Genomic DNA, 14,103 nt, shown 5'->3' with positions numbered 1-14,103 from the left:
CCTGTTGACGGGCCATGCCGCACATATTCGTGCTGCTTCTCCCAATGGTCCGCGCTACGATCCCTCCCAAACCACCGAAGAAAGGGCCGGAATAGCGAATGGAATATGGTTGTGCAGAGAGTGTGGAGTAATCGTTGATAGCGACACCCACGGTTTTTCAGTTGAATGCCTTCTTCGATGGAAGGCGGATCATGAGGCGATGGTTCACGAGATCAGGCAGCGGGGATATTCCGAAAGCCTTTCCCTACTTCAAAATGCCAAGGCAGAGCCGCAAATTGCGAAAGCCATCCTCGACGTTATCCAGGATAAGCGAGCTTTCTACGAGAGTTTCTATGCGGAATTTCCCGATCGCGTTCGCCGATCATTGGACGACACCAGACGAGAGCTCACCGCGATTAAAGCCAGGGTGCCGACTGGAGCGCCCTTGGACACGTATCTGGACGCGATGACGAGGACAATCCGAGCGTTCTTCGAGCGCATGGAATACGTCAATCTCGCCGAACTGAAATGCAATTCTAGGGATCCGAAATGGGTCGCGTTTGCAGACGCGCTTCGTGCCTTGAGGAAAGCCGTTGGGATGCAGCTTTCTCATCTCGTCGAAGCATATTCGCTTGATGTTTCGCCAGAAATCCGACGCATCCTGCCGCGCCTTGAAAATGCGGCATGACTGCCCTCGACAAGGACGAGGGTTCGCGGTGGCATCTAGTCAAGGACATAGGCCGCGGCTAAGCTTCGCAAGCCATAATTTTCAGTTTGGACGGGTTGAGACCATGCCGCAATTCGATGTGACCTTTAGCCTTAATCTATCGGACGCCGAAGCTGCCGCACTGGCCGACACTCTGGGGTGCGCTCCGGCCGAGGTCGGTGGGAACCTGAATTCCTACGCGACGGCGGCGCTGTCTGAATATCTTGAGATGTTCTCCGGACAGGCGGTGACTGGCGTCGGCGACATCCGTGAGCGCCGTCTTGCGGCAATCCTCTTGGCCTTGCCTGCCGCTAATTTTCCCACGGACGAACGCATCGCGCGTCTATTCAATTTGACCACCCTGCAGGCTCGGGCTCTGCTGCGCAGCACCCTTACGAGGCATCGCAATCGTCTTAAGGCCACGATGGATGCTGCGGCTCGCCGCTTCATTGCGGCATGTCAAGGCGCGGCTGGTGGGGAGCGTGAGGCCCGGTTCCCAAATGCTGTCGTCATCGAAATGCTAAACGCGGAACTCGCCGCGGCCGCCACACCAAGGGCGCCAATCCGGCGCAAGCCAAACACCTTCGACACGTATCTGGTCGCAAACGGTGCGTTCACCGAACTGCAGACGCGTTATCCATGAATACGTCCGAACATCTAGCCGACGCAATTTCTGCCGCAAGCTTGGTGCTCGCAGTTCTCGCTGCGCTCTACACGCTCTGGCTCCCAGCCGTAAATGCAGCACTGGAGATCACGCCGGAGACCGATCCCGACGATCGCGATCCCCAGCGGAAGCAAGTTACGTCCGCCCTCCTCACAAAGGCATTGCCGCTTGCCGTCGCCACGATTGTGTCGACGGGAATCCTGTTGCCACGGGGCCTCGCTATCATTATGGAAGCATGGGACCATCACGCCGACTGGGCATTCGACGACGTGAAAGCATTCTTCGTCCTCACCTTGGCTCTCATGCTTTTACTTGCGATCGTCTCGATGTCCCAAATTGTCGGGTTGGTTTGTAAACGGAGAGAGATCGGTTAGCGATCGAAATTGGACCCTCGTCCGATGACCACTCTCTAGAGCTTGGCTGCATAAGGGTTCGCGATATTACGTCCGGTCCCTAAAGCGAACACTGACGCCCCCGCCGCTTTCCGGAATAAACTCCACCCCCGCGGCCTCCAAAGCCACACGAATGGTATTCAGATTTGCGTTCGTGAGGGACGGAGCACTATCCTCAACTTCCGCCCGACTCACTGTGGCAACACCGACGCCGGCTGCTAGCGCGAGTTCCTTTGCACTCCAACGAATAAGTCCACGAGCCACGCGTAATTGAGTACCGGTGATTTTGTTGACATTATGTGATTTCGAATTGATCAAATTCGTCTCATCTGATGTTCATTTCGTTGCTTTAGCCCGACGCAAAGGCGCGCGAGGCCAAGAATGTGGCCGCCGATCGTGACTTCGCACTGGCTGCGGATCTCTGGGATCTGCCTACGCACTCCCTCGAAGGAACGATCGCCAAGTTGCACGTCGTCCTATCGCTGAGGATCGGATCACCCGACTCCGACGAACTTCCCTGGCCGCCACTGTGTTCGGTGATGAATGATCAAGGCCCGTCCGATCTCTCAAGCGTCGACAAAGAACAGACCCCGGTTCTTGAGGAAGTACCCTTGCGATCGTTTCGACCGGACGCCCACTGTTTGGTATTCATAACTGATGATCACTATCCGACGGAGCAAACACGCTAGGCGCTAAAGGATAGGCTCTGACCAGAAAAGCCCGGCCAAGGCGCTCACGACCGAAAAGAGGTCTCATGGCCGAACTATGCCGGTCACGGCCGATCTCGGAAATCTGCGACGGGCGGCCAAACCTTTGATGCCTTGCGAGCACCGGTTGGGAGTTGATAGCCCCACAGACCCCAGACACTGTCATGAACGATCGGGTCTGGTCCAGGTTCTCGGCGCCGAAATAAATTAACCCGCCAACTCTTGCGGCCCGTCAAACTATCATAATGCCGCTTCGGCACGAATTCAGCCGCCCACCATTTCCAGGTAAGAGAGTCGTGAACTGAGCGATTATGAGCCTCTGAATCGGAAGCAATTCTCTCCAGAAAATCGGCTTTAGCCGCGTCGTCGATCAGCAGACCATGCTCTTCAGCTTCCTCAAGCATCCATCGGAGCGCTAAGCGCGATAGGCCGCTCTCGGCGTCAGGATAGCCGCCACCAACGTCGCCGTGCGCGCCGGCAAACCATATCTGGCGGACATCCTGATCTCCGGGTGTTGCGGCAAGGTTGGTGCGAAAAAACGCGCGTCTCTCGTCAAGTGCCACCGCATGACGGAGGATGGCGATGTCGGGATTGTCATGCGTATAAGGCAAGGCCGTCGGCGAGCCGATCCACCCAACGGAACTGACGGTGTCCCAAACACCGACGAAATGCGGCCGGCAGTCCCGCGTGGAAAGCTCGGCCTTGAAGTCGGCGGCAAGCTTGAAATATGCATCGCGTCGTTGCTTGTTATCGCGTGCTTTGTCGATCGCCCAGAACATATCGACCAGATAGGGAACCATTGCGTCGTTGCCCGGCATCAGAAGGCCATACATCTTGATCAGAGCAACGAGTGCACGTGCCGTGTAGGCCCCTCGGCTGAAGCCGAAGACGAACAGTTTATCACCCGGACGAAAATGCGTCATGATGAAGACGTAGGCGTCGACAATATCGCGCTTCAGGCCGTAACCGAAGGCAAGCCCGGCGAGCTTGGCCATCTTCGTACCAAAACCCGTGACAAAGCCTGGCGGAGCCTTGGTACCGACGCCCGGATGATAATAGACGAGCTGCCGATCGCGGTCTTTCAATAGAATGCGGCAAAGCTTGGCGACATTGGTGCGGTCTTCGCTGAACTGGTTGGAGGTTCCATCACAGCAAACGACAAGGTTTCGGCCGCGGGGCATCGATAGCAATTCGGGAAGGGCTGGCATCTCGCTCATGACAGATCCAAAGACGTTTCGTGGTAGAGCTCGTTTTCTTTCAAGCTCTGGGTGGTGAAGAAGGCGCTCTGACGATCCAGCGCCTGTACCAGCGTCTGCCGGGGAACCTCCGTGCGCCGTTCCTCGTCCCCATGCTTGTGGGCCATCGTCGACACCAGGGTCTGAAGGCGATCCGGACTGTCTTCATCGGATTTGTGATCGAAAAGGTTCCAAAGCGACTTCGGCGTCGCGTTCTGGCTGCCGTGATGGCCGACTTTGTAGAGATCGACCTTTTTGAGCTTCTCACACACGGCCGGCTGGCTCAATGCATAGGACCAGTTTTCGATCTGGGCATCGCCCGGGAAAAGCAGGCTTTTTGATCCACACTGGAACAGCAGGATCAAACTCGTGTTGTTCAGCACATTATCGAGAATGCGCACCAGTCGCAGCATCTGGTCGGCGCGAAGACGCCTTGCTTGACTAATGATCCAGCGCGCATCGATTGGAAATTGTGATCCCGCCCGCTCGACGGTGAAATCCGGAAAGAGCGGTGCGACCTTTCCTCCCTTTAATGGGGCGAGCGAGCCAGCGGCATTGGCCATCAGGTGCCAGAATTCATCCTGATCACGGCTACGCTGCTTGGTGATCTTCTCCGACTGCTCGATCGACGGCGGTCCAAGGATGTCGATCTTGACGCCCGGAAGTAGATCTTCGAGCGCAGTCTTATCGCCAGCCTTCGCGTATTCCCGGGTCGCCGACATGGTCATCAGGTTTTCGACGGCCCCGAGGTTGGCAAGATTGTTCTCGCCCATGAATGACAGCTCTCGTCGCAATGAAGGCGACAGGTAGCGAACTCGCTTCACTTCGCTCAAGATCGCACCGGCTGCCTGCTGCATCGCGGCAAGGGAGGAGACACGGTGGGCTGCCAGCGACATGCCGGGCGGTAATGGCCCCCTTGCATCAACGGCCAGGCCCGGATCCTCCGTCCATGGCTGCAAGACCAGCTCGGGCTTGAGGTCGGCGATTGTCTTTCCTGAGGATGGCCGTTGCTTCTTCGTCGTGAACCCGGAAATATGATCCTTGTGCCGATGAGTGGCGACGACCGCCAGCCGTTGGTTCCTCGTTCGCTCGGCGATGTCGTTGGCGATCAGCTCAAGCTGGTTCTTAGGCACGCCGTCGGGCAGGCCGGTGGAACCAAAATCGATCAGAACATGCCGTTTGTCGTTCGGATATTCGAAGGACAGCAGGAAGCAGTCGCCGAACCCGACCTGGTAAGACGTAATGACCACGCGGGTTGGTTTCATGGTGCTCTCTCCTGCACACCGCTGCGCGCCAGATGCAAAGCGGCGAAATAGCCGGCTTTGTCCTTCTTCTGATCCAAAAAGCCCTGCTTCCAAAGATAGGTCAGCCGATCCCCTTGCCGCTTTCTGTCACCCCGATCCTTCAACAGATGATTGGCAATCTGGTATTTGAGCTGGCCATATTCGTCGAAGACCAGCGTGCCGCCGCCGAGCAGCCGCAGCGACCGCCAGAATTCTATCTCCTCGGGAACGTCGACCTTAAAATCCTGTCGGAGCTCACCGGCGGTAACGGTGAGGACTTGCACATATTCCGCGATCGTCTCGCGGAGTACGAAGCCGTCGGGTGCGATACGAACGCTCGGGCGCACAGATTGCACTTCAATATAGCCAATGTCGCCAATCTTGAGAGTTTTGCGATTTTCCCAGACAAAACGGAACACCTCTTCGTTGTCCCGGAGCATCGAATCGAAGTGTGTCCGGCTGTAGATCATTTCGTCATCGCAGCGCAGCCAGGTGCCGTCTGCGTCCGCGCGCGTGCTCGGGGAGATGCCGAAATCCTTGAAGTTTGAGAGCAGCGCCTCCCGATAACCGTAGCGGTCGTCGGGGACGACTTCCCGGTCGACGGTTAGCAGCGCAGAGAGGTAATCCGAAAAGGAAAGATCGACAGGTGGACAATAGTCGATGGCGCGAATAGCCATCGTCAGGAGATGGTCCGCGGCGCGTGCGCCTTCTTCGATGACCAGTGAACGATCCTTCTTGCCGTTGACGATCGTGCCGACGCGGCTGAGGCGGTTGACCCAAATATCGAGGAATGACCGCAGCATCGCGGCAACGAGCAGCTCTCCGCGATTGTGAACCTCCTGCCACTGCGGGTCGTTCATATAGTTTCTTCCGGGCGGCAGCTTAATCGAATGACGCAGTGCCGAGCCACGCACGCCACTCATTTCTTGGCCCATTTCGTCCGCCAAGCGGAAGAGTACCGAATTGGCGAGGCGATCTTTTTCGAGCAGCTCTTGATCGATCAGCGAAGCATCCGTCGTTCCATCGAGCGCAGCACCGACAACATCAGGCAACGCAAAGACGGAGAGCAACGCGACGACGTCGGCCAGACCCTCATGGAAGGCACCCTGATCCGGTGACGAGGGCTCGAGATATCGCGAGCGCAGCCCGTCGAGAATTGCGTGCGTCGTCTCGTGAGCGATCACGTCGTGCGATAGGCAGGAAAAAACCGTATGGCTGGCGCCGTCCTTGTCAGGAAAACTTTCAAAATACCCAAAGAACAACGAGCGGTCATCGCGGGAGTAGAAGGCATTCGGCTCGGCAAAGGCATGCGGTAAAATGTTAAGCTGGTGACCTTCGCATCCCCATTGCACCCGGCGGCCAAGGGCGAATTCGAAGCGTGCCAGAATACGCATGGCGATGGCATAGACATTCTGGGCGTGAAAGCGCGGGTCAGAGAGAAGGACGTTGTCCGGAGCGTCCTGGAACGGATCGCGATATTCCCCGTCCAAACCCGACGGCAGATGTGCCGGTTGGTAAAGGGCATTTGCAGTCACGTCGTAGTCAACCACTGCCACCCGATAACCACGCGGGCCAGACAAAAGCTCCTCTGCCGGCACATCGATCAAGGCCCTGACGATCCGACCGTCGATCTCGATGGAGGGATCCTGAGCAATGATCGACAGCTTCCGCGTACTTCGAAGGCTGTGGCGCGTCCCCCTCACATTGCGCATGCCGACCCCTCAGCGCGTTATCGATGCAGCATGGTAGCGATTGATGTAAAAAGCAACCTTATGATGAAACGCCAGGTGGGTGTCGGGCTTCCTGTCTATCCTCCTCTTCTCACCAATGGTTAATCGGTGCGCGCTACGAAGCCCTGTGGCGTAGCTCAGGGAGTTTATTTTGAAGAACACAGTCATAGTCGGCCTCGACCTGGCCAAAAACGTCTTTCAGGTGCATGGGATGGACGCCAGTGGCGCTAAGACGTTCAACAAGAAGCTGCGCCGTGAAGAGGTGAAGGCATTCTTTAGGGATCTCCCGACTTGCGTCGTCGCTATGGAAGCGGGAAGCGCATGCCATTTTTGGGCCCGCGAGATCAGTACGCTTGGACACCGAACGATGATCATTCCTGGCCAGCACGTAAAACCCTTCGTCAGGCGAGACAAAACCGACGCTGCTGACGCACAGGCGATTGCCATCGCGGCCACTCAGCCGGATATGCAAAGCGTGCCGGCGAAATCAGCTGAGCAGCAAGCGTTGACAGTTCTCATCAAAACCCGCGCTCTCTTTATTCGACAAAGAACCAAGGCATTCCAGGCGTTGCGTGGGCATCTCGCAGAATTTGGCATAGTAACCGGGACTGGAACAGCAAGGCTCCACCGATTGGTGAACGAACTGCGGGCAGGCGCGATAGAGGGAATTCCATTGGTAGTGCGGGATGCCATCCTGGCCATTTACGAGGATATCGAAGCGCTCGACACCAAAATTGGCCGCTTTGAGAAAGATCTCGCATTGCTTTCGAAGCAGGAAGACGACACGCGCCGGCTTTTGACTATCCCCGGGATCGGACCGATTACAGCATCAACGATCAAGGCCTACGTACCGGATGCCACGATGTTCAAATCGAGCCGGCAGTTTGCTTCTTGGCTGGGCCTGGCGCCACGGGCGTACAATAGCGGCGGGAAAACTTTGTCCGGGCGCATATCAAAACGCGGGAACCCGATTATCAGGGCATTGCTATTTGTCTCCGGGATGACGCTCGTCAGGCAGGCGAAGACAAAAGCGGCAGGCGCGGAAACATGGCTTACCAGGCTCGTTGGACGACGACCCTACAAGGTTGCCGCGGTCGCCGCAGCGAACAAGATAGCGAGAGTAGTTTGGGCCTTGTTGAATAGCGGCGATAGCTTCCGGGCGCCAACGCACGCGTAGTCGCAGTTTCGCGGCACGCAAGATCGACGATGCCATTTCAGACAACGCCCATAGGAGACATTACAGGCCGTACGTGAAGTTGTGCGCAAGCACGCGGTAATTCAAGGCCGTTCTGTCCGCGCGTCATAGAGTGGCGTGTACTCAATACAACGCCGTCAATTTTCATGCACGCGATGTCTGAAAATGAGCAAAACCTTGCGAGTCGTGCGGACCGCCCTTCCGGGGGCGGTCCGTCGAAAACCACGAGAAAGCAGGTTTTCTTCGGTGCCAGGCGCGATGTAGCGAGCGGCCGTCTCTTGCAGAAGAGAAAAAGCGTGATGTCATGCTGGTCGACGGCCATCTGCTCGGCCTTTTCGAGGCGGCGCATATGGCCGCTGACTATAGCAACTTATAAAGCTGAGATGTGCGAACTCGCACAGTGGCAGCGCGCGACGATTTGAATTGCGTAAATGTACGCCTTGAAAAGAATCGAACCTACGGCCACTCGGATCAGTTGACACCGAGCCTCTGATTATCAGTGATAATGTCCTTTATCATAGATAGGAGAGGACATGATTCCGAACGGTCGCAACAATTTCGAGCTAAATGCCTCGACCGCTTTGAGAGATGTCTATCGGCTGTTTTTGCTGTTCGCCGGCGATGAACGGATTTTTGACCTGGCCGGCGATGACCTAGAAGATCCGCTACGGATGATGCGCGACGACCTGTTCGTCGACGAGATCATCCATTTGCTGATCGGCACGGCAATCGCCAACCGGATCCAGCTGGAGCATATGGGCGCTGCGGACAAAACACGCAAACTTGCCGATACGGCATGTGGCGAGCTGCAGCCGGACTTGCTCGAGGACAAAGAATCGCAAAAGCTAAGCTTTCGCGAAGCCTGTAATAAGATTGTCCACGCGATCCACATTGTTCCCGACTGCGGAAACCCGGCGGAAAACCCGCTGACCAGCGAGGTGAAACTGCGCGGCAATAAGGGCAAGGAAGCTTGGGTGGCTTACCTCAACATCCCGCAATATGTCCGGGCATCGGTTTTGAACTTTCGAGGACAGCCATGATGGAGCGGGATGACTACGAACGCGATGTTTGTGCCCGCAGCGGGTCGGCGGTCGATGTCCGATACGAGCCCGAGGCCTCCATCGGAGATTGGAAGCCGAAGGCGGCCGAATGTCACGCCAATGTGGATTATTGGGTCAATCATCACGCGGGATATACCGCCGTACGCGGATGGTTAGCCTATATGGGAGGTGGGGCTGATTTTCACGGCTACACCGCTCATTCCGTTTTGCGCGATCCTCGTGGAGAGCTCGTCGATATCACGCCGGTCGAGGATCCCAACTTTATCCGCCGGCGGTTCATTCCCCACCTGGGCGATGAAGTAACGTTTCTGCGGATGAGGACGCTAAACCTCAACATCCTATGCCAAGCAAACTGCCCGGCACCGGCGGTCGAGCTGGAGTGGGGCAATCTGCCAACGGCCTCAGACGACCCACTATGAACCAGCTCATCCGCCTTTCCCCGTGGCCGGTTGGGTCAAGGAGCTGACCAGGAGCCGTGCCGCGCCGACGACAAAGCAGCGCCTGACCGCCGTGCTGCATCTTTTTGACTGGCTGATCATCAGCCATGTGATGATCAATCCGTCCGACCTGCAGTTCAACATAGTAGTCACCGGTTGTGGGATCAGGTGTCAATTCGCTCATGAAAACCGTGGGCAAGTTAGACTGTTGAGTGATACATCTGTTACCGGTTGCAATCTTTCGATGATTTCATTGTTGATGTATTTGAGAACCGGGACAGCGAGAACGTCCCATCCCCTTGATGTCCAACATGATACCTCCATTCGTCGAGTTTGTGAGACATTATTAGACTGAACATCGCTTCTCTCCGGGTCTCGCACGAAAACTCATTTTCTAATTGAGTTCCGCAACTGTCGCGATTTGTTTTTACTCGGCCATCGCCTTGGGCGAACGCGCTACATGCCTCGGTCACGAAGCCAGCATCGAGTCGACGACGACCGAGCTATTGCAAACTCCATACATCTCACTTCCCCTAACAGACATCGGCCGGCCGGGATGGAGTGAGCGATTTCGGGGCCGAGAGCGGCTCGGCAGCACCCTGGTCGATTCTCAAAAACTGTCGAGCTAATCGAAGCGACTTCCGTCCAGGGCCGGCAACCTATCGAGAATGCGATAGGCTCGATCCTTGATATGTCGGTCAGTATCCATCGTCATCCGCATTGCTTCGCTTCTGATGAAATCAAGCGTGCAGTACTGCTGCTCTAATACCGCCATCGCCGCGTAGCGTAGGCGGACTTCGGTCGAGACCAAAAATCCTTTTACTTGGGTAAGAGAGTGCGCATCCCAGCCAACACCGCCCGTCAGTGCATTGTCAAGTATGCTAAAAGGCAACGTTCCAGCCTCGATGTCCGAGAGGAAGGTAGATGCCAATTGGGCTTGTTCACCCAGGCGCGTGACGAGAGTATCTTCGCCGAACCTACGCACATCCGATCGCGGGTCTGCCACATAGATCTTCAAGGTTTCGTACGTTGGAATACAGATTGCGGCGCTTGCCTCCGCGATCTTGGCGCGGGGGCTAGGCGGAACGATACCGTCGGATTTCGGATAAGGCTTTTCGTGAATCTTCCAATATGCGGCAGCCAGGTCGAGGATTGTAAGCAGGTCCTGCGTGTCGGGTGATGCATAATGCGCGGCCACTTCTGCTGCAGCAATTGCAGTCGTCAGCGTGCCACGCAGAAATGCGATTTCAAGGGCCGCCATTAGTCGCGAATCCGTTGACGCCTCCAGCTTGGGAAGTGCAAGCAGCAAATGATCGCAGCCATTGGACATATCCCGTCCCAAGCGATCATAGATCGCGGTGGTCATCTCCGCCTTGCTAAGATCGACGACTAATCCCGCGATAGCCCCTAACGTGTCACCGTACCCAACAGCGATCGCTCGGCGGGCAATCATCTCCAACGTCGACTTTTCTGACAGCACTTCGATCAGATGGGCAGCGATCCGAACCAGCCATTCAGAGGGGTGATAAAGCGCCGCCTCGATTTTTTCGAGATCCGGGTTGCAGGCAGCGGCCGCTTTCCAATCCATCGGTGCCACATCTACCTCGGCGATGAATTGGAACAGTCGTGAGAACGTATCATTCTCCCCCAATGCGCTGCGCGCAACGCGAACTTCATGATCGAGGACATCCCGGGGAATTCCCGAGGCCACCACGGCGGCCCGCAACGTTTCGCGAACAGACTCGGGATTGAACGGCTTCCGCCACTCCCAGATGTCACTCAGAGAAAGATCCAAATAGCCGGTTACCTTCAGAAATGCGCTGAGATTTAGCAGCCTGGGGGCTTCAGTGGAGAGGAATTCGACGGTGCCTCCACCACCGTCGATGGCGTCAAGCAACACGGCGACGGCCTGACGTTGCGCTTGAAAGAGATCCGCTGACGAACCTACCAGTCTCGAGGCATTTGGGAGCCTATAGGACCATATATCGCCGGACTTCCCAAATTCCTCCAGCAGCCGCGAAGCTCGCCGCACGAAATCCATAGTGCCAAGATCTTCAATGCGACATGCGACGATAACGGCTTCGTCGGTCGCGCTTCCAGGAAAATGTTCCAGCAATTGGCGCGCACCGGCAAGGACAAATGCTTGGGCCAGTTCACGTTCTCTACCTGAGTCGAGCACCAAGCTGCGGCTATGGCTCGACCATATGCCCTTCATAGCCAACAAAGGTTCATCTTGGATTGCTGATAGCAGACGCGAAAAGTCGAGATCAGGCGTCCCTGCCGCAGCCAGCACCGCCCAGGCAGCCAATCGCGTCCAATATTGCGGATGAGAAACAAGAGATGCGCAACGCGGTGCGGTCTCCTTCGGAAAGCGGCGCGCCAGAGGGAGCATCGCGATACCGATCTCGGCCGCCCATTGTCTGCGTGGTGTCTGCAGTGCTTCGATCGCATAATCGAGGATCGCAGTGCGGACTTGTTCGTCCGGTGCCGGGTCCGCTTCGCGGCAAATTTCAAGGCAACGAACCGCCCTAGCGATTCCGGGAGCATCATGCGCAATGCCGTCCATGAGAATGGTGCAGACTTCCTCGCCGATGCCGAGCATCGCCGCGAAATCCAACGTTTCACTCCAATTGTCTTCGCTCCGAATAGATGACAGAACGGCAGTTCTTTCAATGGCGGGCATTGCCACAAGAAACCGCGCGGCTGCAAACTCGCTAAACGTTTTATGAAGAAAAGTGAGCGTCACCGTATCTTCCAGGCCGATACGTTCGATGAGTCCAACATCCTGCCAATACCGCAAATAAGATTGCGCCGCAGCGTGGGCTGCGAGTGGCCTCATTCCCAGTTCATCAGCAAGGATATTCGCGGATTTTTCGATCACGATGTCGACTGGTGCAATTGGATGAGAGACAATCTGCCACCCAAGGATATCCAAGAACCTGCGAAGTACAGCTGATTCTGCCGGCGGCTCCGGCACCCTGCAATTAGGCGCATCGTCAATGAGGGCGACGAGTTCTTGATAGAGGCGGTTTCTGCTCACGCCGAGCGAACCGCCTCGTGCGATTACCGATGCGCCCAGTGCGAGCAGGAGCGGCGATCGCGCTACCGCTTTAGCAATGGCATCCTCCTCCAATTCGGCCTTAGCGATCCTCTCGGCATCTTCTGCAAATTTCCATCCCTCGCCTCCTATTTCGCGGAGAAGTCGCGCCAAGTCCTGATAGGCAGAGTGCCGGTCTAGGGGCACGATGTCGTAGTGCCGCCAAGCGCTGAAATTGCTGGCATGATATCCGACCGGCCGGGTTGTAACAATGACCCGGCATTCCGCGTGCCCCAGCGTAAAACGCTCCGCTGCTAACGCAATCTGGGTCTGGGCTGCGCCGGTTTCGTCGAGACCGTCGCAAAGCAGCACCCAGTTGCGGATGCCGGCCGCTCTCGCCACATTGGGCGAGATCATACTGCCAGCAAGGCCTAGCGAAAATACTGCTTCCTCGAATGTCTCGCCGCTGTGCATACGGGCTGCGACCGAAACGAGCCTTACCTTAAGGACTGGAATGCCGTCGTGTGCATAAGACTTGGCTATTTGGCTCAGTAGGGTCGTTTTTCCCATACCAGGTCCGGCTACCAGAACGCCAAGCTTGATGAACCGGCCAAGCGTTTCTGGATCGACCTTTGTTGCGTCACGCGAGTATTCGCGATCATGCCACAACTGATAAGCGTTTAGCGCGGCCATCAGATCGGTATGAGGTTCTTGTTCTTTATGTACGACTGCGCGCAGCGGTATCCATGCCTCCTTTAGCCGCAGCCGCTTTTTGACACCCAAAATCGAGAAAGTTGTATTCGTCTTGATCGTCCACTCCGCCAGATGAGAGAGCAAAGCGGCGGGTGACGCGCCGTCAGTGGCTAACGCAATGTTGCTGGCATTGAGCAACTGAACAAGCGAGGACAACTCACGGCGCCCACGATGGTCGATCAGCTCAACTGCATCCCGGTACAGTACGTTCCAGGCAGCGTCTATCGCCGCAGCATCGAGACAGATGTGGCCAAGTTCAGCCTGGGCCGCCGCGATCGATGCGTTGTCATGGATTGCTGCCGAAACCGTAATTATGCGGAGCGCCCGACAGACCTGCTTTGGTACTAGAGCCGCGGTCGTGAGCTTAGTGATGAACAGCTCCGCGATCTCCGGCAAGTTATCGGTACGACCATCGCCGATCCTAGGAATTGCTTTCGACAGTTCCTCACGAATAGTCCTGCTGCTACTCGAGGATACCGCGAGCACGCCAAAGTCTATCTTGCCGCCCGCAACGGCGGCTCCCATCGCCAACAGCGAATTCCAGAGTTCGTCTCCACTACGCAGCCCACGTTTGACCTGAATATCGCAACGCCTGCTGCCGCGCAGGATCAACTGGATGTCGTCGCCCCCGTCGCCGGTCTCCGCGGCGACCGAGACAGGGACGTCTTCTTGCAATCCGTCCAGCCACTTCAGCGGTCGCCCGCGTAGCGTATAGGCGTAAGCGATAGCCGTAACCGTCGCTTGAAAATTTATCCCGCCTCCAGTCGCAGCGCCCCCCGCTATTCGGCGTTCGGCCGGCGCCTCTTTCTTCGGACGCTCGCGCTTGGATTTCGGAGACTTTTCGGTTTTTGAAAACGTCTCTACCACAGGACTACACCTATCTCTGATTGCAGCCAGCGCTTAACCGGAGACGGAGAGTGCCGC

The 14,103-nt window shown here is 56.6% G+C and carries 11 protein-coding genes; 6 read left to right on the top strand and 5 right to left on the bottom strand.

Features of this window, described 5'->3' with window-relative positions; genetic code table 11:
- Positions 1 to 4: 4 nt before the first annotated feature.
- From AC13RM_RS24520 to AC13RM_RS24510, 3 genes are all read left to right on the top strand, one after another.
- Positions 5 to 667, top strand: a complete 663-nt coding sequence (locus AC13RM_RS24520) for a DUF6650 family protein (RefSeq protein ID WP_488555735.1) — start codon at positions 5 to 7, stop codon at positions 665 to 667.
- A 103-nt stretch (positions 668 to 770) separates the two neighbouring features.
- Positions 771 to 1,328 carry a hypothetical protein gene (locus AC13RM_RS24515; RefSeq protein ID WP_488555734.1) on the top strand — a complete coding sequence of 186 codons (558 nt, stop codon included), beginning with the start codon at positions 771 to 773 and terminating at the stop codon, positions 1,326 to 1,328.
- On the top strand, positions 1,325 to 1,723 hold the full coding sequence (locus AC13RM_RS24510; RefSeq protein WP_488555733.1) for a hypothetical protein: 399 nt from the start codon (positions 1,325 to 1,327) through the stop codon (positions 1,721 to 1,723). Before AC13RM_RS24515 ends, AC13RM_RS24510 begins: the two co-directional genes overlap by 4 nt.
- A 66-nt stretch (positions 1,724 to 1,789) precedes the next feature.
- Here AC13RM_RS24510 and AC13RM_RS24505 read toward each other — a convergent pair whose 3' ends face one another.
- The 4 genes from AC13RM_RS24505 to AC13RM_RS24490 form a co-directional block, all read right to left on the bottom strand.
- Positions 1,790 to 2,005, bottom strand: a complete 216-nt coding sequence (locus tag AC13RM_RS24505) for a helix-turn-helix domain-containing protein (RefSeq protein ID WP_488555762.1) — start codon at positions 2,003 to 2,005, stop codon at positions 1,790 to 1,792.
- Positions 2,006 to 2,513: 508 nt separating this feature from the next.
- Complete coding sequence (locus tag AC13RM_RS24500; protein ID WP_488555732.1) at positions 2,514 to 3,665, bottom strand: T6SS phospholipase effector Tle1-like catalytic domain-containing protein; 1,152 nt, start codon at positions 3,663 to 3,665, stop codon at positions 2,514 to 2,516.
- Positions 3,662 to 5,041, bottom strand: coding sequence for a hypothetical protein (locus AC13RM_RS24495; protein WP_488555731.1), 1,380 nt, complete (start codon positions 5,039 to 5,041; stop codon positions 3,662 to 3,664). Before AC13RM_RS24495 ends, AC13RM_RS24500 begins: the two co-directional genes overlap by 4 nt.
- A complete protein-coding gene (locus AC13RM_RS24490) occupies positions 4,945 to 6,564 on the bottom strand; it encodes a hypothetical protein (RefSeq protein ID WP_488555761.1) in 1,620 nt (539 codons plus the stop codon). The genes AC13RM_RS24495 and AC13RM_RS24490 overlap by 97 nt, the downstream gene beginning before the upstream one ends.
- 283 nt (positions 6,565 to 6,847) lie before the next feature.
- Between AC13RM_RS24490 and AC13RM_RS24485 the strand changes: the two genes are divergently transcribed.
- The 3 genes from AC13RM_RS24485 (at position 6,848) to AC13RM_RS24475 (ending at position 9,371) form a co-directional block, all read left to right on the top strand.
- The gene (locus tag AC13RM_RS24485) at positions 6,848 to 7,873 is read left to right on the top strand and encodes an IS110 family RNA-guided transposase (RefSeq protein ID WP_488555730.1); all 1,026 of its coding nucleotides are present in this window, start codon (positions 6,848 to 6,850) and stop codon (positions 7,871 to 7,873) included.
- Between the two features lie 551 nt (positions 7,874 to 8,424).
- Positions 8,425 to 8,931 (top strand): hypothetical protein, encoded by a 507-nt coding sequence (locus AC13RM_RS24480; RefSeq protein WP_488555729.1) that lies wholly within the window; start codon positions 8,425 to 8,427, stop codon positions 8,929 to 8,931.
- On the top strand, positions 8,928 to 9,371 hold the full coding sequence (locus AC13RM_RS24475; RefSeq protein ID WP_488555728.1) for a hypothetical protein: 444 nt from the start codon (positions 8,928 to 8,930) through the stop codon (positions 9,369 to 9,371). The genes AC13RM_RS24480 and AC13RM_RS24475 overlap by 4 nt, the downstream gene beginning before the upstream one ends.
- A gap of 643 nt (positions 9,372 to 10,014) precedes the next feature.
- Here the strand turns inward: AC13RM_RS24475 and AC13RM_RS24470 are convergent.
- Positions 10,015 to 14,046: an NACHT domain-containing protein gene (locus tag AC13RM_RS24470; RefSeq protein WP_488555727.1), complete on the bottom strand. Its 4,032-nt coding sequence runs from the start codon at positions 14,044 to 14,046 to the stop codon at positions 10,015 to 10,017.
- Positions 14,047 to 14,103 lie beyond the last annotated feature (57 nt).

It is taken from the genome of Martinezella sp. CNPSo 3732 (genome assembly GCF_057784515.1).
This window is presented reverse-complemented; position numbering and strand designations above follow the sequence as displayed.

Bases quoted from the DNA above. Each gene is read 5' to 3' on its own strand.
- AC13RM_RS24515 (WP_488555734.1), top strand. From the start codon at position 771: ATGCCGCAATTCGATGTGACCTTTAGCCTTAATCTATCGGACGCCGAA.
- AC13RM_RS24510 (WP_488555733.1), top strand. From the start codon at position 1,325: ATGAATACGTCCGAACATCTAGCCGACGCAATTTCTGCCGCAAGCTTG.
- AC13RM_RS24500 (WP_488555732.1), bottom strand. From the start codon at position 3,665: ATGAGCGAGATGCCAGCCCTTCCCGAATTGCTATCGATGCCCCGCGGC.
- AC13RM_RS24480 (WP_488555729.1), top strand. From the start codon at position 8,425: ATGATTCCGAACGGTCGCAACAATTTCGAGCTAAATGCCTCGACCGCT.
- AC13RM_RS24475 (WP_488555728.1), top strand. From the start codon at position 8,928: ATGATGGAGCGGGATGACTACGAACGCGATGTTTGTGCCCGCAGCGGG.